Origin of the sequence: Rufibacter sp. LB8 (genome assembly GCF_014876185.1) — a bacterium.
In the GTDB taxonomy this organism is placed as follows: Bacteria; Bacteroidota; Bacteroidia; order Cytophagales; family Hymenobacteraceae; genus Nibribacter.
Window position 1 is genome coordinate 1,944,503 of the sequence record NZ_JADALJ010000001.1, and the last position, 25,179, is coordinate 1,969,681.

Annotated in this window: 20 protein-coding genes; 7 read left to right on the forward strand and 13 right to left on the reverse strand. The window is 50.9% G+C overall.

The window, feature by feature from the left end; genetic code table 11:
* The first annotated feature begins 42 nt into the window (after window positions 1-42).
* The gene (locus IMY23_RS08285) at window positions 43-2,505 is read left to right on the forward strand and encodes a TonB-dependent receptor domain-containing protein (protein ID WP_192821628.1); all 2,463 of its coding nucleotides are present in this window, start codon (window positions 43-45) and stop codon (window positions 2,503-2,505) included.
* A gap of 70 nt (window positions 2,506-2,575) precedes the next feature.
* Here IMY23_RS08285 and IMY23_RS08290 read toward each other — a convergent pair whose 3' ends face one another.
* The 3 genes from IMY23_RS08290 to IMY23_RS08300 form a co-directional block, all read right to left on the reverse strand.
* Window positions 2,576-2,866 carry a YMGG-like glycine zipper-containing protein gene (locus tag IMY23_RS08290; RefSeq protein WP_192821629.1) on the reverse strand — a complete coding sequence of 97 codons (291 nt, stop codon included), beginning with the start codon at window positions 2,864-2,866 and terminating at the stop codon, window positions 2,576-2,578.
* A gap of 149 nt (window positions 2,867-3,015) precedes the next feature.
* Window positions 3,016-3,270 (reverse strand): hypothetical protein, encoded by a 255-nt coding sequence (locus IMY23_RS08295; protein ID WP_192821630.1) that lies wholly within the window; start codon window positions 3,268-3,270, stop codon window positions 3,016-3,018.
* A gap of 73 nt (window positions 3,271-3,343) precedes the next feature.
* The gene (locus IMY23_RS08300; protein ID WP_192821631.1) at window positions 3,344-4,231 is read right to left on the reverse strand and encodes a DMT family transporter; all 888 of its coding nucleotides are present in this window, start codon (window positions 4,229-4,231) and stop codon (window positions 3,344-3,346) included.
* 784 nt (window positions 4,232-5,015) lie between these two features.
* Between IMY23_RS08300 and IMY23_RS08305 the strand changes: the two genes are divergently transcribed.
* Window positions 5,016-6,908 carry an amidophosphoribosyltransferase gene (locus IMY23_RS08305; protein WP_192821632.1) on the forward strand — a complete coding sequence of 631 codons (1,893 nt, stop codon included), beginning with the start codon at window positions 5,016-5,018 and terminating at the stop codon, window positions 6,906-6,908.
* Window positions 6,909-7,014: 106 nt separating this feature from the next.
* On the opposite strand, the gene IMY23_RS08310 is transcribed toward IMY23_RS08305, so the two are convergent.
* From IMY23_RS08310 to IMY23_RS08320, 3 genes are all read right to left on the reverse strand, one after another.
* Window positions 7,015-7,440 carry a DUF4345 domain-containing protein gene (locus IMY23_RS08310; RefSeq protein WP_192821633.1) on the reverse strand — a complete coding sequence of 142 codons (426 nt, stop codon included), beginning with the start codon at window positions 7,438-7,440 and terminating at the stop codon, window positions 7,015-7,017.
* A gap of 73 nt (window positions 7,441-7,513) precedes the next feature.
* Window positions 7,514-8,101: a Crp/Fnr family transcriptional regulator gene (locus IMY23_RS08315; protein WP_192821634.1), complete on the reverse strand. Its 588-nt coding sequence runs from the start codon at window positions 8,099-8,101 to the stop codon at window positions 7,514-7,516.
* A gap of 146 nt (window positions 8,102-8,247) precedes the next feature.
* Window positions 8,248-11,781 (reverse strand): T9SS type A sorting domain-containing protein, encoded by a 3,534-nt coding sequence (locus IMY23_RS08320; RefSeq protein WP_192821635.1) that lies wholly within the window; start codon window positions 11,779-11,781, stop codon window positions 8,248-8,250.
* A 998-nt stretch (window positions 11,782-12,779) separates the two neighbouring features.
* Between IMY23_RS08320 and dnaK the strand changes: the two genes are divergently transcribed.
* Window positions 12,780-14,720: a molecular chaperone DnaK gene (gene dnaK / locus IMY23_RS08325; RefSeq protein ID WP_192821636.1), complete on the forward strand. Its 1,941-nt coding sequence runs from the start codon at window positions 12,780-12,782 to the stop codon at window positions 14,718-14,720.
* 96 nt (window positions 14,721-14,816) lie between these two features.
* Here the strand turns inward: dnaK and IMY23_RS08330 are convergent, their stop codons facing one another.
* Window positions 14,817-15,260, reverse strand: a complete 444-nt coding sequence (locus IMY23_RS08330; protein ID WP_192821637.1) for a hypothetical protein — start codon at window positions 15,258-15,260, stop codon at window positions 14,817-14,819.
* Window positions 15,247-16,917, reverse strand: coding sequence for a hypothetical protein (locus IMY23_RS08335; RefSeq protein ID WP_192821638.1), 1,671 nt, complete (start codon window positions 16,915-16,917; stop codon window positions 15,247-15,249). Before IMY23_RS08335 ends, IMY23_RS08330 begins: the two co-directional genes overlap by 14 nt.
* 287 nt (window positions 16,918-17,204) lie before the next feature.
* On the opposite strand from IMY23_RS08335, the gene IMY23_RS08340 reads away from it, so the two are divergent.
* The gene (locus IMY23_RS08340) at window positions 17,205-17,825 is read left to right on the forward strand and encodes a 3'-5' exonuclease (RefSeq protein WP_192821639.1); all 621 of its coding nucleotides are present in this window, start codon (window positions 17,205-17,207) and stop codon (window positions 17,823-17,825) included.
* 54 nt (window positions 17,826-17,879) lie between these two features.
* On the opposite strand, the gene IMY23_RS08345 is transcribed toward IMY23_RS08340, so the two are convergent.
* The 4 genes from IMY23_RS08345 to IMY23_RS08360 form a co-directional block, all read right to left on the reverse strand.
* Window positions 17,880-18,455 (reverse strand): histidine phosphatase family protein, encoded by a 576-nt coding sequence (locus IMY23_RS08345; RefSeq protein WP_192821640.1) that lies wholly within the window; start codon window positions 18,453-18,455, stop codon window positions 17,880-17,882.
* Between the two features lie 230 nt (window positions 18,456-18,685).
* The gene (locus IMY23_RS08350) at window positions 18,686-19,219 is read right to left on the reverse strand and encodes a GNAT family N-acetyltransferase (RefSeq protein WP_192821641.1); all 534 of its coding nucleotides are present in this window, start codon (window positions 19,217-19,219) and stop codon (window positions 18,686-18,688) included.
* Window positions 19,220-19,225: 6 nt separating this feature from the next.
* Entirely contained in the window at window positions 19,226-19,750 is a 525-nt protein-coding gene (purE, locus tag IMY23_RS08355) for a 5-(carboxyamino)imidazole ribonucleotide mutase (protein WP_192821642.1), read from the reverse strand.
* A complete protein-coding gene (locus IMY23_RS08360; protein ID WP_192821643.1) occupies window positions 19,747-20,874 on the reverse strand; it encodes a 5-(carboxyamino)imidazole ribonucleotide synthase in 1,128 nt (375 codons plus the stop codon). Before IMY23_RS08360 ends, purE begins: the two co-directional genes overlap by 4 nt.
* A 170-nt stretch (window positions 20,875-21,044) precedes the next feature.
* Between IMY23_RS08360 and IMY23_RS08365 the strand changes: the two genes are divergently transcribed.
* The 3 genes from IMY23_RS08365 to hemE all read left to right on the forward strand — a co-directional run bounded on the left by IMY23_RS08365 (window position 21,045) and on the right by hemE (window position 23,412).
* Complete coding sequence (locus IMY23_RS08365) at window positions 21,045-21,551, forward strand: hypothetical protein (RefSeq protein ID WP_192821644.1); 507 nt, start codon at window positions 21,045-21,047, stop codon at window positions 21,549-21,551.
* 95 nt (window positions 21,552-21,646) lie between these two features.
* Complete coding sequence (locus IMY23_RS08370) at window positions 21,647-22,267, forward strand: MarC family protein (protein ID WP_192821645.1); 621 nt, start codon at window positions 21,647-21,649, stop codon at window positions 22,265-22,267.
* Between the two features lie 113 nt (window positions 22,268-22,380).
* Window positions 22,381-23,412, forward strand: coding sequence for a uroporphyrinogen decarboxylase (gene hemE / locus IMY23_RS08375; protein ID WP_192821646.1), 1,032 nt, complete (start codon window positions 22,381-22,383; stop codon window positions 23,410-23,412).
* Between the two features lie 600 nt (window positions 23,413-24,012).
* On the opposite strand, the gene IMY23_RS08380 is transcribed toward hemE, so the two are convergent.
* Window positions 24,013-25,038: a bifunctional heptose 7-phosphate kinase/heptose 1-phosphate adenyltransferase gene (locus IMY23_RS08380; RefSeq protein ID WP_192821647.1), complete on the reverse strand. Its 1,026-nt coding sequence runs from the start codon at window positions 25,036-25,038 to the stop codon at window positions 24,013-24,015.
* Window positions 25,039-25,179: the final 141 nt, after the last annotated feature.

Consider the following 25,179-nt stretch of genomic DNA (forward strand, 5'->3'; position numbering starts at 1 on the left):
ACTATCAACTTCAAGAGTACCAAAACGCTTTATTTCCCCTGCATGAAACATCCGCTTTCCCTTTTTCTTCTGTGTTGCGCAAGTTTTCTTTTCTCGTTCCAGGCTTCGGCCCAGGGCAAAGTCACCGGTAAATTGCAAGATGCCACTTCCAAGCAGCCCATTGGCTACGCCACGGCGGCGTTGCTGGCCTTGCCAGATTCCACCATCACGGCCAGCGCGCTGGTGGAAGGCGACGGCAGTTTTACTTTGGCTCCGGTGGCAGTGGGCCGCTATGCTTTGAAAATATCGTTTGTGGGGTATGTGACCCGCGTGGTGCCTAATGTACAGGTAACCGCCGCCGCGCCCAACGTAAACCTAGGGTTAATTGGTTTGCGCATGTCCAGCACGCAGCTCAAAGCCGTGGAAGTGGTAGGCCAGCGCGCGCAGGTAGAATATGGTCTGGATAGACGTGTGTATAATGTGAGCCAGGACCTTTCTACCGTGGGCGGAACGGCGGTAGATGTGATGCAGAACGTGCCCAGCGTGACCGTGGACCAGGAAGGCACCGTGAGCATGCGCGGCACCAGCAACATCACCATTTTGATTGACGGGAAGCCATCGGCAATCGCCGGTTTGGGCTTGGACCAGATTCCGGCCAGCACCATTGAACGCGTGGAAGTGATCACCAACCCCAGCAGCAAATATGACCCAAGCGGCACGGGCGGCGTGCTGAACATCATCTTAAAGAAAGAGAAACAGCGCGGGCTCAACGGCGTGGCGTCTTTGAACGTGGGCCTGAATGAACGCTACAATTCGTCTTTGAACCTCAACTACCGCTTTGGCAAATTGAACGTGTTCACCAATTATGATTTCCGGCAAGATTACCGTGAAGGCAAAGGCAGCTCCAACCGGGCGAATTTTCAGACGGAAGACGCCATTAATTACCAACAGGTAGAATCTGAGAACAACCGCACCAACAGCAGCCACAACATCCGGTTCGGGGCCGATTACCAGCTGACTGATTTGCAAAGTATTACCGGTTCTGTGCTGTACCGCCGGGGCCGCAATGAAAACGAAGGCAATACATTTTACCGCTTCCTGGGCCGCAATGAAGGCTTAGACAGCACGTCCACCAGAAATGTACTGGGCTCTGAGACCCGCAACCTCTGGGAATATTCCCTGGGCTACCGCAAAACTTTTGCGCAGGCGGGCCGTGAACTCACCGCCGATGCCGTCTTCAACGTGGAACAGGAACCCGGCCAGGACGAATTCAGTCAGTATTTCTATTTGCAAGATGGATCGCCCAGCAGGTTCAGGCCTGTGGTGTTCCAGCGCAACCGCAACCTGGAGCAGGAACGCGAAGGCTCTCTGCAGGTAGATTACGTGCAGCCCTTCAGTGAGAAAGGCAAATGGGAAGCCGGCTACCGCAGCACCTATGAACGCAGCGATGAAGACGTGCAAGCCACTGACTTTAGCCGTGAGAGCAACACCTTTGAGAACAATATTGGCCGCACCAACCGCTTTGTCTATGATGAATGGGTGCACGCCGTGTACGGAAACTACGGCAACGCTCTGGGCAAACTAAGCTACCAACTGGGCGCGCGCGTGGAGCAGACCAACATTACCGCCAACCAGATCACCCAGAAACAAAAGAACAAACGAGATTACCTCAACGTCTTCCCCAGCGTGTTCCTGACCTATGCTTTCTCTGAGGAGCAGAAAATACAGACCAGCTACAGCCGTCGCATTGACCGGCCTGGCACCCGCCAACTCAACCCCTTCCGGGACATCTCTGACCTGTACAATGTGCGCCAGGGAAATCCTGACCTGGACCCCGAGTTTATTGATGCCCTGGAAGTGAATTACCTGCATTTCTGGGAACGCACCACGGCTACCGTGGCTGTTTTCTACCGCCAAATGACCGACATTGTGCAGCCCATCAGGCAGTTATTGGACGTTGACGGAAACGAGCGCCAAGCCACGCTCACCACGTTCCAGAACATTGCCAGCGGCCGCTCTTACGGCATGGAATTGACAGGAACCCTGGATGCTTCTACCTGGCTTAAACTTAACGCCAATGCCTCGGCGTTTAATTACTACATCAACGGCTCTGAGCAAGGTTTGGCTTCCAACAGCCGCTTCAGCTGGACCAGCCGCCTGAACGCCAATTTCAAACTTCCCTTTAAAACCGAGGTGCAGCTTTCTGCCAATTACCGCTCCCCTATTGTGACAGTGCAAGGCGAACGGTCGGCGTTTTTCTTTACCGGGTTGAGCGCCCGCAAAGAGATTCTGAACGGCAAGGGCAACATCATCTTAAGAGTGCAGGACATCTTCAACACCATGCGTTTTGACTCAGAGACCTTTGGTGAAGGTTTCAGGGAAAGCAGCCGCTACAAACCGCAGAGCCAGTTGGTATTTGTGGGCTTCAGCTACCGGTTTGGCAACAACAACGCCCAGAAACGCGAAGAAGGCAACAAAGACGGCGAGATTCCTGCCGGGCCAGAGCGCGAAGGGGGTCAGTATTAATTCAGCAGCAACCCCATAAAAAAAGCCTGACACGTATGCGTCAGGCTTTTTTTATGAATAAGTTTTCTGGTTAGTTTTTATAGGCGCGGTAGCGTTTGGGGTCTTTTTTCTTGTCTTTCTTTCTTCCAACGGCACCACCAGCCACAGTCCCGGCCACCCCGCCAATCACAGCGCCTTTTCCGCCGCCAATTACGGCTCCGGCCGCGGCACCACCAGCACCGCCCAAGACAGCGCCTTTCGCTTTTTTACTCCAGCCCTTCTTTTCTTTCTTCTTGGTGTCCTGGGCCTGGGTTTCATTCGCGGCGCCGCCCAGCATGAAAACCGAGCAGAGCATTACTAAGGATATCTTCAGATTTTTCATAGCCATACAAGTTAGGTTCTGCGGTTTATACGATATGAACCACCCCAAAAACTTGCACGATTACAGGAGATGCATTGAACAGGAAAGCAACGGGCAGAAATTCCGTTTTCGGGCTCATTTCCAGAAATGAGCCCGAAAACGGAAAAAACTCAGGTGAATTTTACTTTGATGATAGTAGTAAGGTAGTCGTAGATTTCGGTGACTTCCTTGTCATACAGAAAGATATTGTAGGCGTCTGTATCTACCTTGCTCACGCGGCAACCGTTCTCCACCATCTGGAACACCACCTCACGGATGCGCAGCGGGTGACCCGCCAGGTTCAGCATACAGGTGGCGTCCTGGGCTTCCACCAGCAGGAAAAGGTGGTGCAGATCGTCATCTGAGAATTGGGTTTGTTCTAGCATGCCACAGGCTTTTTACGGTCTTCCGGTTAAGCATTTTCAAAGCAGCGCCGCCATTCACATACGCGGGCTGGTCTTAATTAGATGTTTTCTTGGGTTTGCTCACCAGGTACACGCCGCCAAAAATCATGGCCGCGTACAGGGCCTTCTGCCAGGTGAACACATCGGCGCCCAGCCAAACGGCAATAATGATGGCCACCAGCGGTTGCAGGTAAATGTACACGCCCACCAGCGCCGGACTGGCGGTTTTCATAGCCCACACGTTGAGCAAGTACGCCAAAATAGTCATACCGATGATCACAAACGCGATGGCCGCCCAGATAGAAACTGGGAATGTAGCATAGTCTGGACTCAGCACGTCTTGCCAGCCGAACGGAATCACGCCCACCGCGCCCACCAGAAAAATGCGGCTCACCACCGTAATGGCCTGGTATTTCTTCATGAGGGGTTTGGCCAGCACCAGAAATACCCCAAAACTGATGGCATTGAGCAGAATCAGAATATCGCCCCAGGTGTTGCCCTGCGCGTTGCCGGCCTTGCCCGAGATCAACAGCATGGCGCCCAGCCCGGCCAGCAGAATGCCCGCCATTCTAAACACTTTCAACCGTTCCTTGAGCAGATAGGCCGACATCAGGACCACCACTACCGGCGACACCGTCTGGATCAATGACGCATTTATGGGCGAAGTAAGGTTGAGGCCGCTGAAAAAGGACAGTTGGTTGAGCATGATGCCAAAGATGCCGCACAAAATAATTCGGCCCCAGTCCTGGCGGCTCTCCACTTTCTCCTTCACCACAAACAGAGACATGGCCCCGAAGAACAGCACCGCGCTTACCGCCCTGATCACAATCAACCCGAACGGCTGCACGTACGTGGGCATGATCTCCTTGGCAATGCTGTAATTGGCCCCGTAAATAAGGGAAACCGTCAAGAGCGCGCCGTGTACCTTTACCTGTTGGTTCATGCCGCAAAGGTAATTGACAGGCCGGCAGTGTTGCTACACATATTTCCGTTTTTGGGCTCGTTTCTGAAAATGATGCCGAAAACAGTAAATTGATGATGTTTGATGGTTGGTTGTTTTGCAACGAGCCGCACTTTCACCTTGGCTTGTCCCCTGGCAAACCAGCCGGGATTGGCAATTGTCCGGCTATCTTTTCGGTCTGTCAGGGGACAAACCGAGGAAGAGCAGTACGTTTTTCTCTTTTTTTGTTCCACCCGCCTATGGCACGGATTTACTTCCGTGACTTGTTGAAGAGCTTTTTATAAGACGCGGAAGTAAATCCGCGCCATAGAGGGCAAGTTTAGCGCTAGCGTAACTTGTGGTAAAAAACTGGGTCAGTTTATCAACTGACGTAAGTTTATAAACTTACAACTTGTAAAACCACAAGTTACACTAACGCTAAACTTGCGGTAGAGAAAGACATCCGTTTTCGGGCTCATTTCTGAAAATGAGCCCGAAAACGGAAAAGTAAGAAAAGATAAAGCGAAGTAAGAGACAAGTAGCTGCCAGCAGAAACATAAGAAAGATAGGCTGGCCTGGCAGAAGTATAAAGTTTCAAATTAAGAAGGAGTGCGCATCTCAGAACCGCTGCCAACCTAAGCCACAACCGTAATTTTAAATGGGTTTTCCCTTGGGTGCGTACGTATTTTTAACCTTACTTTGTATTCCCGTTGGGTGCTTCCCGCAGAGGCGCACTGGGAGTCACGGAAACCATAAAATTGTGGTTTCCTGCCTAAATTGATCTACCATGAGTGATGCCATCAAGCATGAATGCGGAATTGCCCTGGTCAGGCTCCGCAAGCCCCTTTCGTATTACGCCCAGAAATACGGAACCCCCATGTACGGTATACAGAAGATGTACCTGCTTATGGAGAAACAGCACAACCGGGGGCAAGACGGCGCGGGTTTCGCCAGCATAAAAATCACCGCCAAGCCCGGCACCGAGTACATTGCCCGCTACCGCTCCGTCAAGACCAAGGCCATTGACGCCATCTTCGGGAAGATGAGTGACAAATACAACAAATGCCGCCGGCACAATCCCTCCAACTCCAGTGACATTTCTTGGCTGCAGGAACAGCTTCCGTTTTTAGGCGATGTCTATTTGGGTCACTTGCGTTACGGCACTCACGGTGAGAACAGCGTAGACAACTGCCACCCCATGCTGCGCGAGAACAACTGGCGCAACAGAAGCCTGGCCGTGGCCGGTAACTTCAACATGACCAACGTAGACGAGCTCTTCAACGTGCTCACCAACCTGGGCCAACACCCCAAGCAAAAAATTGACACCGTCACAGTTCTGGAAAAAATCGGTCACTTCCTGGACGAGGAAAACCAACGCCTCTTTGACTACTACAAACCTGACCACAGCAACCAGGAAATCACCCATTTAATAGAGGAAAACCTGGACTTGCAACGCGTGCTGCGCCGGGCCTGCAAAGACTTTGACGGCGGCTATGCCATGGCGGGCCTCACCGGCTACGGTGCTGCTTTTGTGGTGCGCGACCCCTCGGGCATTAGACCGGCCTATTATTACATGGATGACGAAGTGGTGGTCATTGCCTCAGAGAAACCTGCCATTAAAACCGCATTTGGCATTGAGTACAGCCAAATCAAAGAGATTACGCCGGGCCATGCCCTGATCATTGGCAAAAACGGCGAGGCCGAAGAAAAAGAAGTATTGCCCGCCCTGGAGAAGAAATCCTGCAGCTTTGAGCGCATTTATTTCTCCCGCGGCAATGACCCCGAGATTTACCAGGAACGCAAACGCCTGGGCAAAATCTTGTGCCCCACCATTCTGGAAGCGGTCAATTATGACCTGGAGAACACCGTTTTCTCCTACATTCCCAACACCGCTGAGACTTCATTTTTGGGCATGATGGAAGGCGTGGAAGATTACCTGCGCACGTACCGCCGGAAAGCCTTAAAAGAAGAAAACCTCAGTGACGAGAAACTAGACAACATTCTTTCGTTTAAACCGCGCATTGAAAAACTGGTCATCAAAGACGCAAAGCTGCGCACTTTTATCTCTGATGATTCTTCCAGAGATGACTTGGTGGCCCACGTCTATGACACTACCTATGAAGTGGTGAAAAAAGGCGTGGACACCGTGGTGGTGATTGATGACTCTATTGTGCGCGGCACTACGCTGGAGAAAAGCATCATCAGAATGCTGGACCGCCTGCAGCCCAAGAAAATCATAGTAGTTTCCTGCGCCCCGCAAATACGCTACCCAGACTGCTACGGCATTGACATGTCTAAAATGAAGGAGTTTGTCGCATTTAGAGCTATGATGGGCTTGCTCAAGGACCAGGGCAAACAAGACCTGGCCAAGGAAGTCTACCAGAAATGTCTGGCAGGTTTGGCCTCCGGCGAAGCCCGCACCCACAACTTTGTGCAGGAACTCTACAGCGAATTCACTCCCGAGCAGATCAGCGCCAAAGTGGCCCAGATTGTGAAAGCCTCTGATGTGAAAGCCGAAGTGGAAGTGATTTTCCAGACCATTGAAGGCCTGCATGAAGCCTGCCCCAACCACATAGGCGACTGGTACTTCACGGGCAACTACCCTACGCCCGGCGGCATGAAAGTGGTGAACCGCGCCTTCGTGAATTTCATGGAAAACAAAGAAGGCCGCGCATATTAAACGCTCAGCATATAGTATAAAACGCCAAGGGCGCGATGGTCTGACCGTCGCGCCCTTGGCGTTTTTGGCTTCGTTTTCAGAAATGAGCCCGAAAACGGAAATACACTTACCTGACCGCCAGAATTTGAGGCGTATGCTGCTTCTTCCGGTTCAAAAAAAGTAGTGATGTCGCTGTTATAAAGAAAGCCGTTTCGGTGTACAGCCATTGGGTTCCAAAAGTACCCAAGGCGCCTTCGGTGAACATGGTGATGAGTCGTGACAGGGCATAGAAACCCCAGAGCAAGCACAGAAAAGACAGGCCTTTCCTGACATCGGTGAGCATGAGGTACACCAAGGAGATGGTGAGGGTGAGGCCCACGCCGCCATATACACCCCTGATGGAGCTGTAGGCATCTGTGTTTCCCAGTTTCACCTGCACCAGATCCATGACAGCTTGCGGGTTGGCAAAGGCCATCACGCTCACAGATAATAAACTCAAGGCCGATAAAAGAATGAAGCCCTGGGCGGCTAGTTTTGATTTTTGCTTTTTCATAATGGGGTTGCCTTTAATGATAAAGCAAAGGTGGAGCAACGCCCGCGCAAAAATCTTGGTAATTACCAAGGTTTTACAATTTCACCTTGTTGAGCAACTTACTGAAATTGGTGGCCTCTATGCCCAGGTAATTTGCCAGGTATTTATGCGGCACCAATTGCAAAATATGCGGGCTGCGGGTGAGCAGTTTCCTGAATTTATCCTCTGAGGAATACGCCTGCAACTCCACCAAGCGCTCTAACACGCCAGAAAGGCTGTGGGCCAAACCACTTCTCAAGAAAGCATTGATGGCCAGTGACGTTTCTGCCAAAGGCTGCAGATCTGCGTAAGAAATTCGGAGGAAACTACTGGCGCTCAGCGTTTCATAAAAATACGCAGAAGGCTTTTGCAATAGAAAGGCGTCCAGTACCCCACCGAAGTTTGAGGGGTAAGTAAACGTCAAGGTTGCCTCGCGCTCCTGTTCATCCAGGGCATAGATTCTTTGAACGCCCTCTAAGATGAAATACAGGTATTTCTCTGGGTCACCGGCCACCGTTAATGGCTGTTTTCTAGCTGCGTTAAAAGGCTTCCAAAGCGCCGAGAAAGCCGCCCAATCTTCTTCTGACAAGGGATAAAGGCCCGATACAGCCAGCCGTAAGCGTTCCAGCGGATCAACGTTCATGCCTTAAAAATAAGCGAAACTCTACCGCAAACAAAAACAGCAGGAACTAGCCTTAGATAAGACGGTTCCTGCTGTTTCACAGATAGAGGTCAGATTTCTATTTCCGTTTTCGGGCTCATTTCTGGAAATGAGCCCGAAAACAGAAACTATTGTTTCACAAACCGAAGTCGATGCACTTGGTTGGCTTGCCGCACGTGCAGAATGTAAGCCCCGGTGGCCAGGTGTTTCACTGAAATGGTAGAGGCCTCAGGCTGTTGGTGCAAGACCAGCTTTTCCAGGCGTCTGCCCTTCAAATCGAAAATTTCCACTTCTGCCGCTTCCTCCAACCCTTGAATTTTGATGGATTCTACCGCGGGGTTGGGGTAGAGCGCCAGTTGCATTCCTTGGTTTTCTGAGGCACCGGCTTGCACCGCAACCAGCTTGCTGTGTTCAAATTTAGCGTCGAAATCAATTTGCTTGACACGGTAGTACAAGGCGCCCGGTGCAGGACTTGCATGCCTAAATTGATACTGCTGCGCTACCGTGCTGTTGCCGCTGCCCTTCACGGTGCCAATGGTCTGGAAATGCTTTCCGTCTCTGGAGACTTCCACCTCAAAACGGTCATTGTTGATCTCAGAGGCGGTGGCCCAGTGCAGTTGCACGTGTTGGTTTTTGCGTTCGGCCTTCACGTAAAGCCAAGACACGGGCAAGGTGGTTTCTATGTTTGCGATGCCCAATTGCCCGAACGGCGTGATGAAATTGCGCTTGGCATAGCCGCCTGCCACGGTTCGGCCTTCTTTGTTAGGCGCATCCAGTACCCCACCGCCGGTAGACCAATCGGCCCCACTCTGCGACGCCAAAGGTCTGATCAGCAGCGCGAATTTATTGTCTGACAAGTCTGCGAAACCATTCAACGAAGCCATGGCCGTGAAACTACCGGAGCTGGGCTGCGCATTGGGTTCCACAAACCACACGCCTTGCGGCTCAATTTTGGTGTAGCGGTTCCCCGTCTCCACAATGTGCAAATCAGCGTCATTATGCCCGGTCAACGGCCCGAAACCGACCCGCACACTCTGGAAATTATTGCCGGTAAGCCCGTTGGAGTTGATGGTTAACTGGCGTTTGCCTTCTGAGTTGCCCACAGGAAATGTGTAACTTCCGCTGCTGCCTACCGCTCTTCGTAAATTGCCCTGAATATAAAACGATGAATCTGCCAACTGCAACGCGTCTGGTAAAAGGCTGGTAATAGACAATTCATTGCTGCCAGTTTTAAATAATCCGTTTTTTAGCGTGAAAACCTCGGTCACCGCCACAGAATTGGTCAAGGTCACGCCCAATCCAGATTTGGCCACCAATAAATTAGCCACCGTGGCTGGCAGCCCATCGCCGGAAACCATCTCAGAAGTCCCCACAAAGCCGTAGTTGGCGGCGCTGGAGAACGTTCTGGTTCCGCTTACTCTAATGTTGCCGTCATTGGTACCGGTACCGCTGGTTTTAATGCCCTGCGCCGACCCGTATAACAAGGTAGCGCCGGGCTGCACTACAAAATTTCCGGTTCCGCCAATGGCGCGGTTGCTGGCAATCTGCAACACGGTTGGCGCGGCCACGGTCAGGGTACCAGACACGTCAAAAATGGCGCTGGGCAGTTGGTTTCCTAAATCATTGGCGGTATTGGCTTGCGTGGCATTGAGCAACAAATTATGATACACCACTTTCTGCGAACTACCATATGTTCCCCTGATGGATTGCGTCTGCCCTGAGACTGTGCCGTACAGTTCAATGGTGCCACCGGTAAGCGCGTAGGGCGAGCTTTTGCCTGTCAATTCCGGAAGAGTCCCGCTCGTTTTGCTGATTCTGAACAAACCGCCAGCCATAGTCAAGCCAGCATCACCTTTTAAGGCTTTGTTGCTGATGTCTACAATAGCATTGGGTAGAATAGTAACGTTGTGGTTGACGGTGGTGGTAGAGGAAATGGTCTTGGCGTTCACGCCCGCTGTGTTGGTGCCACCGAAAATAACGTGGTAGTAAATCTTGCTGCCTTTTAAAATCTGGTCGCCGGTGCCGGCCAGTTCCAGCGCACCGCCATAGAATTCATAGGCCCCGGTCATAAGCGGCACGGGCACGCCCACGGTTCCAATCTGGTACACGCCGCCTGTCATGACCAGTTTGCCCGAACTGCTCACATCAATTCCTGCCGGTGTGATGAACCTCCCCTGTCTGATTTCTAATCGTCCGCCGTCTGGGGCCAGCGCTGTGTGGCTGGAAATCCCGATGTTAGAATTCAACGTCACCGAAGTAGGATTGTCAATGATGAAGATTTTACCCGTGGTGGCCGTGGTGTAGGCATTGCCTGTTTGCTGCGGTAATTTGCCGCTGTAGATATAGGTGGCGATCTGGCTGATTTGTCTTCGGCTGGCGGTGACCTGTACGTTGCCCGTGGTGCCGGTGCTGTTCAAGCCGTGGGCGCTGGTGATGTGCAACGTTCCGCCCTGATCTAATTTAAAGGTGCCTTGGCCTTGCACAGCATACCCGTTACCGGTCGCATCCTGGCCAAAATCAAGGGTTCCGCCGGTTTCTACGGCCAACGTTCCGGCATACACTGAATTTGTGGGATTTAAGACCAAGTTTTGGGCCATCCGGACTTTCGCGCCAGCTTTCACAGATAAAGACACGTGGTTGAGCGGGCCATCGGCTTTTATTTGCTGCCAAGCTGAGCCTGTCATCTGAATGCCGCTGGTACTGGTATTGACGGTGCTACTATTGATGATGGCCGAAGCGGCGTCAAGGCTCAGGTTGCCTTTCAAGTCTAACGTGGTGACGGCCGTAGCGCTGGAAGTTTGGTTTAAAGTAAGCGTTGAATTCTGAAGGTTAAGATGACCTGCCACTGTCACCAGCCCCGTGCCCGCCGTCTGATTTTGCAAGGCAGCCGTTCCGCCATTAATTTGCAGGTCTTGCCCAAAGCTGAGGTTAACGTTTGGCGCAGCCGAAAACAGCAAGGACCCACCCGTTGGTAACTGAATAACCGTTGAGTTGGCGGCCACCACCCCGCTCCCATCTGTTAATTGCCATGCCGCCGCAATTGCCGGAGCCACCGTCAGCTTCCCGAACCAATAACCGTGCGCCTGAGTGGTAAGTTGATTGCCACTGAACAAAGGAGTATTCAAGGCTGCATTTTCTATCCGGATTTCAGATTTGGCATCTATTTCCTCGGTTCCCGCCCACAACTGAGAAGCGGCAGAATAGCTGGGCGACTGTAGTATCAGTTTAGCATTGGCCTGCACTTGCAATACCCCTCGGTTTTCAATTGCGCCTGCCATCAAAAGCGTGGCAGACGGCGTAATAGTCAACCTTGTGGTGGTCTTAAGGCTAGCGCCGGCAGTAATTGTCAGGGTTTGGTTGCCAGTGATTATTAGTGATGCAACTTCCAGGGAGCCTGTGATTTGCGCAGGGTGCAACACGTATATATTAGCAGTAGTGGGAATTGGAAAAGTGGCAGGCTCCCAGGTGCCGTCGCCGGTGAATCTTTCCAGGTTGGTGCTGCTGGTTGACTGGCTTACCGTGGTGGCAGCGGTGGTTCGGTAGTCACCGGGACTATAATTGGGGATTGATTGAGCGGTAACGGAAGGGAGCCAAAAAATAGAGAAGGCCCACATGAACATCCAAACTTTAAACCCTGCTTTCTTCACTTGGTTTGCCTTCATTCGCATCATCGTTAAACTCTTACAGATTAATGGTTTATCCTTTTTGAGATTGAGATGCCAACCAAGATTTAGAAAGGCTAGTTCAATGATTTCAGCACTTTTTCATTGCCTTTTTCCCAGAAGTCGGTTTAAATGAAATAGGGATATTTTTTTGTCTGAAATATTTTTAAACAGCAGGACAATAGATAGTTGTATTAACAGTCTCTGTTTTGAAAGAAGATAGGTGGATTTTATTGAAGTTACCTGTTGGTACAGTGACAATGAATTGGTCAAAAGTCAAGTTTCCGTTTTCGGTCTTGTTTCTGGAAATGAGCCCGAAAACGGAATTGGCGAAGACGCTCGTAGGAGCTGCGCGCACTACGAGGTCTTTTGAGCAACAGCAGTCGGGACCTCAACCGTAGAGACAAGGCAGTGCCTGGTCTCTACAACCAACCACAGAATTCCAGTTTCGCCTCCATTTTAAATTTAGAGCCCGAAAACGCAATTTACAGAAAGGCTCCCCTCCTGTCTTAGGAGGGGCTGGGGGTGGTCACCTTTTCCAGCCTTTCCATCGAGCGCCTAAGCAGGTTCCGTCGCCGGCAGGCGGGTGCCGAAGGCGCCAAGAAGCTGGTACAGCGCGAGAGGGGAAGGCTGGGCCTCGCGGCCGTGAGCGCTCGGAGCCCGGCTATGAAAAAAGCTGTCTTGTAGAACTCAGGAGAAAGCGGAATTTTGGAAGGAAGGCAAATGGCGTGCACTAGCAAGAATCCTCGTTAGATCCTTCGACAAGCTCAGGATGACAGTGAAAAGTACATTACGTTTTCGGGCTCATTTCCAGAAAGGAAGCCAAAAACGCAGCCCACCCTGCCATACGCTGACGAATCTGCAAGTACCGGAACATCCCGCCTGCCCCAAAAATGACATTGTGTCACAATTGGCAGCCGAATAACCGTTGGCATAAGTCTTGTTAGCACAGAGCCAAACAGAACACAATCAGGAACTACATATTAAAACTATAGACAATGGGAAAAATCATAGGCATTGACTTAGGAACCACCAACTCGTGCGTGGCCGTAATGGAAGGGAACGAACCAGTGGTGATCCCCAACAGCGAAGGTCGCCGGACCACTCCATCCATCCTGGCCTTCCTGGACAACGGGAACGGTGAGCGTAAAGTGGGAGACCCCGCCAAGCGTCAGGCCATCACCAACCCCCAAAATACTATTGCCAGTATCAAGCGTTTCATGGGCCGTGGGTACTCAGAAGTGAAAGACGAAACCCAACATGTTTCTTACAACGTGCAGGCGGGCAGCAACAATACCGTACGCGTGAAGATCGGTGACCGTGAGTACACGCCACAGGAGTTATCAGCGATGGTATTGCAGAAAATGAAGCAGACCGCGGAAGATTATCTTGGCACAACTGTGACCGAGGCGGTTATTACCGTACCAGCCTACTTCAACGATGCGCAGCGCCAAGCCACCAAAGAAGCCGGTCAGATTGCCGGTTTGGAGGTAAAACGTATCATCAACGAGCCTACCGCCGCTGCTCTGGCGTACGGTTTAGATAAAAAACACACAGACCAGAAAATTGCTGTGTATGACCTGGGTGGTGGTACCTTTGATATCTCTGTGCTGGAATTAGGTGATGGTGTGTTTGAAGTATTGTCTACCAACGGTGACACGCACCTTGGTGGCGATGACTTTGACCAAGTGATCATTGCCTGGTTGGCTGACGAGTTCAAGGCTGAGGAGAACATGGACCTGCGCACCGACCCAATGGCGTTGCAGCGTTTGAAAGAAGCCGCTGAGAAAGCCAAGATTGAGCTTTCCTCATCGTCTGAAACCGAAATCAACCTGCCCTACATCACCGCTACCCAGACGGGCCCTAAGCACTTGGTACGCAAACTGACCCGCGCCAAATTTGAGCAACTGGCAGATTCACTGGTACGCCGTTCTATGGAGCCGGTTAGAAAAGCCTTGCAGGACGCCGGTTTGCAGCCATCTGACATTGACGAAGTAATCTTGGTGGGTGGTTCTACCCGTATCCCAAGAATTCAGGAGGAAGTAGAGAAATTCTTCGGTAAGAAACCATCTAAAGGTGTAAACCCAGATGAAGTAGTGGCCATTGGTGCTGCTATTCAAGGTGGTGTATTAACCGGTGAAGTGAAAGACGTTCTTCTGTTAGACGTAACGCCTCTTTCTTTGGGTATTGAGACCATGGGCGGTGTGATGACCAAGTTGATTGAGTCTAACACCACTATCCCGACCAAGAAATCTGAGACTTTCTCCACAGCCTCTGACAACCAGCCAAGTGTTGAGATTCACGTTCTGCAAGGCGAGCGCCCTATGGCCCGCGATAACCGCACCATCGGTCGGTTCCACTTGTCAGATTTGCCTCCAGCGCAACGCGGCGTTCCGCAGATTGAGGTGACGTTTGACATTGATGCCAATGGTATCTTGCACGTGTCTGCCAAAGACAAAGGCACCGGCAAAGAGCAGAAAATCAGAATTGAAGCATCGTCTGGCCTGTCTGAAGAAGAAATTGAGCGCATGCGCAAAGAGGCCGAAGCCAACGCTGAGTCTGACCGCACCGCCAAAGAGCAGGTAGAAAAAGTAAACCAAGCCGACTCCATGATTTTCCAGACGGAGAAACAACTGAGCGAGTACGGTGACAAACTTTCTGAAGGCAACAAAACCGCCATTGAAGGTGCCCTGGCCGAGCTGAAGAAAGCGCACGAGTCTAAAGACTTAGCCGCCATTGACAGCGCCATGGCCAACATCAACAATGCTTGGCAAGCTGCTTCTCAAGAGATGTACGCGGCCAGCGGCGGAGCTGGACAACCCGGTGCTGATGGAGGATTCGGCGGAGGTGCTGAGCAACCAGGCGGAAACGCCAGTGGTGGCCAGTCTTCTAACAACGGTGATACCGTGACCGATGTGGACTATGAAGAAGTGAAGTAATTAAAAATAGGTTTAGTTGAGAAAGCCTCACCGCGTTGCGGTGGGGCTTTTTTTGTAAGACTCAAAAAGGCAGTCTAATCAAAAGGAAGTTTTTGGCTACTTGGCTTTCAACAATCGTTTCAACACTAAGTTGCACATCGGGCAAACAATAAGGGTGGTGAGGAAGTAGAGCACGTAAATCCTGGTGTGGTCACCTCTATTAAAAGATTCCCCAATAGAGGCTTCTGGCAATATCAGTCCCATAAAAACAAGTAATGCATAAAACACTAACATTTGGAGAATAATATGTTTCTGGCCAAGGGAAGCATACACATAAAGCCCTGAGTATGGGACAACGACAAAAACTAGTAGTGTCCAGCCAAACAGTACAAGCGTCCACATCCAAACAAGTTCAGAAAAATTATATAAGGGCTCTTTATAATAACCAGGATTGAAAATAATCATTGTAAAAATGGAGAGTCCGGCATTCAAGATTGGAATAACAAGAAGGCAAAGCAGTACCCAAATCAGCGCAAACCTAAACTTTTTACTTACAATCATTTGACAATGAACTTAATGGTTTCTTTCCATCTACAACAGCTTTCAGAGCCGACCAATCTGGACGATACTTTTCTGTAATGCTATTTGCCGAGGCGGAGCCACCATTATTGTTTACATATAATTTTATTTTATCTTGGAAAGATGTCCATAATGCATCTGCTTGGCTAAAAGGAATCCCTATTGTAGCTGTTGGTTGTGATGCTGTTATCCAGATGTCAGATAGTCGGTCTACACCTCTTGTATAGAAAGTATAACTGCCGTCTGAGTTAGTCGAATACCCGAACTGTCGATTGCCACTAACAGGGTGAACCCCATTAAAAGGGTCTTTAAGAGTAGAGAACGTCCAACTATTGGAAGTGTAGTTTGAAACGATGACTGAGCCATTCCTCGGTCCGAAGATGTCAATACTAACAATAGCACCTAAAGGATTAGTGGAAGACCATAAAGCTCGGTCATCTATATTATAGTGATTATAAGGAGTAAACTCGGAATTTTCACTATCAACAAAGTTATTTATGTTTAATCTTATGAGGTTTAAAAATTGTTGAGGTGTCAATTGCTGCCCATTTATGACAGGAAGTGTATTGACTTTCACACCAAAGTAATCCATGTTCACCACAGAACTAAAGGCGTTGTCAATATCAAGGACTTTCGAGAGGTAATTAATAGTAACAGGCACTCCATAGCCAGATGTTGGAGTGGGCGCGTAAACACTAATCTGGGAAACGATCCCCTCCACCTTCTGTTTTTGAGCTAGAGTTACCGTAAACTTGGCCAAAGTCACCCACTGCTGGACAATGTCACACGGCACATCAGGCAAAAGCGCAAATGGTTTTTCGTAAGTAGCGTTTTCTAATTCTTCTTCAGTAGGCGCATACACATCCTCCACTATTTTGTCCGGCTCCTGATACCCTCCGCCGCCGCCGCCCAGGTCAAACGCGGGATCCAAGCTTTCGGGTTGGAACGTCTGGCAATAGGGAACGCTCTCCCTTCCAACATAATATGGCTCACCACAGTAATCAGGCCCTTCCAAATTAACGGTGCAAGTCCTTTCCCAAATCTCCACATATCCGAAGTCACTACATGATGTGCGGGCAGAGCTCTCCTGCGCAGGCTGCTTCAAAGCCGCTATAATCTTTCCCTTCTCGTATGTGTACCCGTTCACCAACTCCCCCTGCAAAGAGGTATAGAAAACCAGCCCGCTGAAATCTTTGGGCCTACTCTTGTAAGAAAAGCTTTTAATATCTGAACCAGTAGTAGAGTACGCGTGCATAAGCGCAGCCACCAACTTTCCGTTTTTCTTGTCTTTCAAGACCAGTAATCTGGTCACGCCGTTGGGAGCAACATCTGTTCCCTTTATTTTGAAAGCTAACCGTTTCTCTGCCTTAATGGGCACCTCCACTACAAAATACCGTTTGTCCTCTGTCTCTGCAGCCTTCCCCCATTGCGCATTGAACGGCGGGAACTGCTTTTTCTTCTTTGCGGCTGCAGTACCAATACTTGGGGTAGATGCGTTTGCAGTGTACCATGCCTGCGCCTGCTCCACCCGCAGCGCGTCAGAATTGGTTTCAAGCTCAGTCAGTAGGTCTTCTTTCTGGCACCCAACAAGTGCTAAAAGTAGGAGTAGGATTTTAAGCCTGTTGTAGATTTTTTGCATAAAATTTAGATATTTATTTTTTATGCAAGCTATATGGCAATCCCATATCAAAAAATGATATTATAAGACTAAACGCAACATAGACTTTTATCAAGAAAATATAATTAAAACCACATAAAGCACTACTGCTGCTCTCAAACACGCTTAGGTAGGTAAATTGCTGTCCAGAAAAGCGCATTTTGTAACATGACCACAAAAATATTCCCTCTCTTGGAGTCAGGGTAGGCAAAAGCTAATTTAAACATGGAGCATCTTCTTACCTTTGTTCCTGAACCAGAAAGAGGCGCATGAACTTCATTACCCTAGACTTTGAGACGGCCACGGCAGACCGTGACAGCCCGTGTGAGATTGGCTTGACCTTCGTGCAGAATGGCAAAATTGCGGGCACGCAGGCCTGGCTTATCAAACCGAAGTCTTACCCGTACTTCAACAGCTGGAACATCGCCATCCATGGCATAAAACCCCAGGATGTGAAGAACAGCCCGGAGTTTGACGGTGTGTGGCGCGAGTTGCAGCCGTTGTTGCAGAACCAACTGGTGATTGCGCATAATGCCAGCTTTGACATGAGCGTGCTACGGGCCACGTTGAACACCTATCAATTGCCTTTCCCGGAATTGCAGTACGCCTGCAGCGTGCAGTTCTCCAAGCAGGTGTGGCAGGGTTTGCCCAAATATGACTTGAAATCACTGTGCAACCGGCACGGCATTCAGTTCAAACACCACCGGGCAGCGGCAGATTCCTACGCCTGTGCTGAGTTGACCTTGCGCGCCTTGGAACACACCAACTGCAGCCACCAGGAAGAACTGCCCGCGAAACTCAACATCAACTTAGGGAAACTGTATGACGGTGGCTATGCCGCGTCTTCTGTGCGCAAAGCACCCAAGCCCAGGAAGGCGTTTCCGTTTTAAGCATAAAGAGAATTTCCGTTTTCGGGCTCATTTCTGAAAATGAGCCCGAAAACGCTACCGCTTTTTCTCCAGTTGGGTGATGCCCAGAAACTGCCGGCCATTATCTGAAAGGACTTTCCAGCCCTGGCGCCGGAGGGTGCGCTTGATGAACGTGTTTAAAAATCCGTGGGCCACCAATACGGCCAAGCCTTGTACTTCCGCTTCCAGGGCCAGCCGTTGGGCTACCTGGGTGGCACGGGCGCGGGCGTCTCTGAAACTTTCTATCTCCCGCTGGTTCAGGCCCAGCATCCACAGCATTCTGGACGTCACCTGCCACCAGGCTAAAGGAAATTTACCGATGGGCAAGCCGGCAATTCGGCTTTCAAACTCCCTGAACGCCGCATCTTCCACCAATTCCACATCTGGCCCGAAGAGCATACGGGCGGTGGCTTTGGCGCGGGGCAGCGGGCTGCAGAACACACGGTTTATTTCATGGGGCAGAAGGCCTTCCTGGCGTTCCAAGATTTCCTCCACTTCGGCTACCTGGTACTCCTGCAGATATTGCTGAGCCGCCGCCTTGCTGAAAAACCCCGACCGCTCTACCAAAGGCCTGGCGTGCCTGATCAGATAAATGTGTGCCGTTTCTGCCATGGATTTAATGGTTGCTCCGGTTGTATACGGCGAAGGTGGGCAGAAGCAAATTTTAGAGACGTACTACTTTGCCTCTCACACGCCTTCCAACATTATAGTTTCATAGATGCAAAACACCCCATCTTCTTCCAGCATTATTGTTGCATTGCCCCAAGTCGCATGATAATTCGTCTTTAGAGACTTCCCGTTTTCGGGCTCATTTCTGGAAATGAGCCCGAAAACGGGAAAAATCAGGGTGCTACCTGGTACACCTCATGGTACAACGCGGTCACTACTTGTTGGCACTCATTGGAAGTCAATGCCCCCGGGAAGGACATTAACTGCAGCGGTACCCAGGATTTTTCTGGGCTGTAAGGTGGTTGTTGGTAAGGGAAGTCATTGAGAACGAACCCGGCGCGTTGGTAAAAGGCAATGCGGCGCTGGCTAAGAACATTCAGGGGCGGCTCCACTTCCAGCACCCACTTTCCTGGGAACTGAATTTTGAGCAAGGCTAGCAAGTTCTGACCAATTCCAGCACCGCGCTGCGAAGGTGAAACCGCCACATGTTCCAAAAAGGTAAATTCCTCCAAGTGCCAAATACCGACTAACCCTGCCAGACCAATTTCTGTGTGAACTGCCAGAAACTGGTAATCATCAGTTGCCAAAAGTGCTTCTTGTTGATTCAATGACCGACGTTCTTCTGCCGGAAAGGCCTCTTCATACAGCTGCCACGCCCAAAGGAATTCAGGCGTGGCAGTAGAAGTTATTTCTTGAAGATGCAACACGGTGGGTTAGTCCACGTCAATGTCGCCGCGGTGCAGTTGTTCCACGGAGCGCATCACTTTCTCACGCTGGGTGGTGCGGTATTTCTCCAGGGCATCGGCTACTACGGCATTGTTGGTTCCTAGAATCTGGGCGGCCAGCAAACCTGCGTTTCCGGCGCCGTTGAGGGCCACGGTGGCTACGGGCACGCCGTTGGGCATCTGCAGGATAGACAAGACAGAATCCCAGCCGTCAATAGAATTGCTGGATTTGATGGGCACGCCTATCACGGGCAACGTAGTCAATGACGCCACCATGCCCGGCAAATGGGCAGCGCCACCGGCCCCGGCAATAATCACCTTCAGGCCTTTCTTGCGGGCGGCCTCAGCGTACTCAAACATGCGGTGCGGCGTGCGGTGCGCCGACACGATGGTGAGGTCAAACGGAATGTTGAGTTGCTCCAGTATATCGGCGGCGGCGGCCATTATTTTAAGGTCAGACTGGCTGCCCATGATGATGCCCACCTGCGAGGGGCTTTTCTCTACTTGGCTCATGCAATGATCTTTAAATGGTTCTTGATGTGGTCTGCTTTCTGCTTCACTTCCTCCACGGTGGGGGCCAGCACGGTGAGGTGCCCCATCTTACGATGCGGCCGGGTGAATTTCTTTCCATAAAGATGCAAATAAACGCCCGGTTCTCTAAGCGTTTCTTCCAGGCCCTGGTACTTGGCCTCACCAGAATAGCCGGCTTCGCCCAACAGATTCACCAGAATGGCTGGGCAATGGAAGTCAGTGTCGCCTAGGGGCAGGCCCAGAATGGCGCGCAGGTGTTGCTCAAATTGTGAGGTGGCGTTGGCTTTCATGGTGTGGTGGCCGCTGTTGTGGGGCCGGGGCGCCACTTCGTTCACCAGCACCTGTCCGTCTTGGGTCACAAACATCTCCACGGCCAGCAAGCCCACCATGTCCAGAGCAGTGGTCACGTGCGTGGCAATCTCAATGGCCATGCGCTGCAGTTTATACGAAATCTGGGCCGGGGCCAGCAGGTAGTCTACCAGATTGTGTTCTGGGTGCATGACCTGCTCCACCACCGGAAACGCTTTCACTTCCCCATTGGCACTGCGCGCGCAAATCACCGAGATTTCTTTCTCAAACGGCACCAGTTTCTCAAGCAACGAAGGCGCGGTGAACGCTTTGCTGAAATCACTTTCTGAGGCAATGCGCTGCACCCCGTTTCCGTCATAGCCGCCTTTGCGCAGTTTCTGGAATGCCGGCAGAAAATCAAGGTGGTCCTGAGGTGTCGCGCCGTCGGCTAACATTCTGAACTCAGCGGTGGGAATGGCGTGGTCCACGAAGAAATTTTTCTGCAGGCCTTTGTCTTGTATAATTTTCAACGATTCCGGTTTGGGGTAAACCAACACGCCTTCGGCCTGTAATTGAAAAAGAGCGTCCACGTTCACGTGCTCAATCTCAATGGTGACCAGGTCGCAGCCCTTCCCGAAGCTGTAAACCGTCTCAAAATCAAGCAGATTGCCTGTCACAAATTCCTCTACCAGAAACCGGCACGGGGCATTGGGATCTGGGTCCAGCGCCTTAATAGACAGGTTGAAATCAATGCCCGCTTGAATGAGCATGCGCCCCAGTTGGCCTCCCCCTAAAATTCCCAGTTTATGATTTATCATTTTTATTATTGAAATAATACCATTACACAAATATAGGCCTTATTTGATATTCATCGTGTAAAAGTACTGATTCAGCTTTACATAAAACCAACTTAGCTAATAAACCGTATGGGCTTCTAGTTTACATGCAACTTTGAAGCATATTCCCCAAGAGCGATTATTTTCCCTTTATGTCACATCCGTATCGTTTGCTCCTGTTAGAAGATGACAAAGCCTTTGCTGGCTCTCTTTGCCATGCGCTTAACCAACAGAACCAGTATTCAAAGCCCATTGAGATTAGGTCTTTTTCTTATGAGGAATATGAACTCCAATTCAAGGAACATAGAAACTCCACCCGGGAAATCATTCTGCTAGGCGGCCGCGCCGCGCTTAACTTTGAGCCAGATGCCGCGCTGTTGTCTGCCCTTTTGGCCCAACAGCAACGGACCCACGTTTTTGCCCTGGTACCATCGCTCAGCCAGCAAAGCACGTTACAGCTGTGGCAACCGGGCGTCTCAGGCATTGCAGAACGCAACGAATCTTGCAAAACCTGGCTGGTGAAAGCCTTGCAACGCCTGCAGCTCAGACAGCAACCCAGCAAAACGGTAAGCGGAAAGCAAGTCTACGTTGAACCGCGTTCTTCTTCTAAAGGCTTTTTCTCGCAGATGCGGGCGGCTTTGTTTAGCTTCTTTATGTAATTTCCACCCTGCTATAAATAGAAAGGAGAGCGGCCACGTTCTCCTTTTTTTATGCCCGTACCGCAATAGTTAGGCAAATTACGTATTTTGAGCCAATGGAAATCCTGCTTGCTACGTTTTCGGCGCTTTTCTCTGTGGTAAACCCGTTTGGGGCCATGCCCGTGTTCCTCACCCTCACCCAAGACGACTCCACGCAGCATCGTAACCAGCAAGCCCTGCGCGCCTGTATGTACATGGTGCTGATCTTGTCGGTTTTCTTTATTGCCGGGCAGGCGGTGCTTGATTTCTTTGGGCTGCGCATACATGACCTGCGCATTGCGGGCGGCATCATGATCATGCGCGCGGGCCTGGAACTGCTCAACCCCAGAGCCGAGGAAGGCAAGAAAATATCCAAAGACGTGGTGGCCGAAGGCGTGGAAAAAGCCGACATCTCCTTCACGCCGCTGGCCATGCCGTTGCTCTCTGGCCCCGGTTCCATTGCCATTGTCATCAGCCTTTTCACCAAATCCCTCACCTTCCTGGACATGGGCCTGACCATTCTGGCCATTATCTTGCTGGGAACTGTGACCTACGTGATTCTGCTGTTCTCTCCGCGGCTGGTGATGTTCATGGGCAAAGCAGGCCTATCGGCGCTGGCGAAAATCATGGGCTTCATCACCTTGTCCATTGGCGTGAGTTTCATCATTACGGCCTTGCTGGCGCTCTTTAAATCGTAAAATTATTGATGCGTTTTCGGGCTTATTTCTAGAAATGAGCCCAAAAACGGAAACCGAAGGGCAAACGTAGTACTTCATTTCCTGTCTCGGTTCCCATTCTGTATCTTTGCGCCATGCAATTGAAGAACGACCTTTTCCTGCGCGCCGCCTTAGGCCAACCCACTGAACGCACCCCTGTTTGGCTTATGCGCCAGGCCGGCCGTATTTTACCTGAATACCGCGCCGTGCGAGAGCGGCTTTCGGGGTTCAAGGAATTGGTGGAAACGCCGGATTTGGCCGCCGAGGTGACTATTCAGCCCGTTGATTTGCTGGACGTGGACGCCGCCATTATTTTCTCTGATATTCTGGTGGTGCCCGAAGCCATGGGCTGTACCTATGAAATGGTGGAGAAACGTGGCCCCTTGTTCCCCAAAACCGTGCAAACCGCCGCTGATGTGGAGAATATGCGCGTAGCCGACCCGTATGAACACCTCAATTACGTTCTGGAAGCCATTAAAGTCACCAAGCGCGAACTCAACGGACGTGTGCCCTTGATCGGTTTCGCAGGCGCACCCTGGACAATTTTTGCCTACATGGTGGAAGGCAGCGGCTCCAAAACGTTCTCCAAAGCCCGCAAAATGCTCTACGAAGAGCCCGAACTGAGCCATAAACTCCTCCGCAAAATCACAGACACTACCATTGCCTACCTCAAAGCCCAGGTAACGGCAGGCGCCGATCTAATCCAGATTTTTGATTCCTGGGCAGGCATTTTACCGCCAGGCCATTACCAGGAATTCTCGTATCGCTACATCGCGGAGATTTGCACGGCTTTGACTGAGGTTCCCGTGACCGTCTTCGCGAAGGGCGCATTTTTCTCCATGCCTGCCTTTAAGCAACTAGACTGCCAGGTGATTGGCCTTGACTGGAACATGGACATCAAAGAAGCCCGCCAACTCTTCGGGGACACCAAAACGTTACAGGGAAACCTCGACCCTTGTGCGTTGTATAATGATTTTGAAGGCGTAAAGCGTGAAACCAGAAAGATGCTGGACGCCTTTGGGCCGGGCCGCCACATTGCCAACCTGGGCCACGGCGTGTACCCAGACACAGACCCCGAGAAAGTGAAATGCTTTATCCAGACCGTGAAAGAATACAGCCAACGCTAAGCGTTTTCGGGCTCATTTCCGGAAATGAAGCCAAAAACGGCCTCCTGCATGTAGATGCGGGAGGCCGTTTTTTTTGTGGAGCAATGCGAAGGAAAGGTAAATGAACCCACCTATCAAATTTGTATTTCCCCTTGAGAATTGTCTAAACAAGAGTTTGAGGCAAAAATTGGAACTCTGAGTTGTTCAACCAAGATATTGTAGGGGCGTATCGCATACGCCCTTTGCGGTGGCCCTGACAAATCGTTTCCTACAATGAAATGTACAGCATGCATTTATCATGAATGCGTCAGGGCGTATGCTATACGCCCCTACATACCGAAAAATATTGCCCTCTATGGCGTGGATTTACTTCCGTGACTAAAGAACGAAAGGCACGGAAGTAACTTCCGCGCCATAAGTATATAGTCAATTCGCATTCCTGAAAAGGTAGGGACAGGGCTTGACCTGTCCTGAACGGTAGCCTACTCAGTTGACCCACCTTGCAACAAATATTAAAATCCCTCGGGAATGCGATTGATCAGAAATGCGATTGATCAGAAATGCGCACGGACAGGTCAAGCCCTGTCCCTACATTTATCAAATAGGCTTGTAGCGGTGCACTTAAAACTCCACGTCGGCCAGTTCCTGCTTTAAGACGTCAGACTTTTCGGCTTCCTGCTGGAGTTGGTGTTTGTCAATGGGCACCACGCCTACGTGTTCGCAGACCAGGCCGCCGCCTAAATTAGCCAGTTCTGCCAGGGCGGGTAACGGCAAACCAACAGCCAAACTGAGCGCGGCAATGCTCACCACCGTATCGCCGGCCCCAGACACGTCAGAAATGGACCTGATGTGCGCGTCTAGATAGGTTTTGGTACCGGCTGGGTCTTGGCAGAACACGCCACGTTCTGAGAGGGTGACCAGCACGTTCTCTAGCGCCATTTTCGTTTGCAACTGCTGCACGGCGGCTTCAAAGGCTTCTGCGTTAGAATCTGTGAAATCTACTTTAAGGCCTTCTTTGAGCTCTTTGAGATTGGGCTTGAACAGCGTGCAGCCGGTGTAAGACAGAAAGTTCCTTTTCTTGGGGTCTACTACGGTAGGCACACCTTTCTCTTTGGCAAGCGCCAACAGTTCTGTGATGACGGCTTCGCTGAGCACGCCTTTGTCATAGTCTTCAAAGATGACTACGTGGGCGGTTTCCAGTAAATCAGAAAACTTCTGTACCAAGGCTCTGTGCTCAAAAACCGTGAGATCAGTTTCTACTTCAGAATCAATTCTGAGCAATTGTTGCCCGCCAGAGATAATGCGTTGTTTTACGGTGGTGGGGCGTTCTGGGCTCAAGACAATACCTTCATCGGTTTGGCCTTGTTCCAACAGTAGCCGCACCAGCGTGGCGCCGTCTTGGTCATCGCCTACCACGGAGCAAAGGAGCGGCGTGGCGCCCAGGCTTTGCACGTTCAAAGCCACGTTGGCGGCCCCGCCCAGGCGTTGTTCTACCTTGGTTTGGTTCACAATGGGCACGGGCGCTTCGGGCGAAAGGCGCGTTGATTTCCCCCAGAGATAAGCATCAATCATCACATCACCCACCACCAACACCCGCAGCTGCGCGAAACGGTCAAACAAAGAGGAGAAACTACGTTGGTCTGGCATTCAATTCACGTCAAGGATACAAAGTATGCGGGGGCAAATTTGATTTTCGCCCTTAAAAAGAGCCGTGAAGATACTAATTGTTCTCCATTGGCAGGAAACCAAATTTAGGCGCCGGCCCCAAACAAAACGGTTACTGCACCG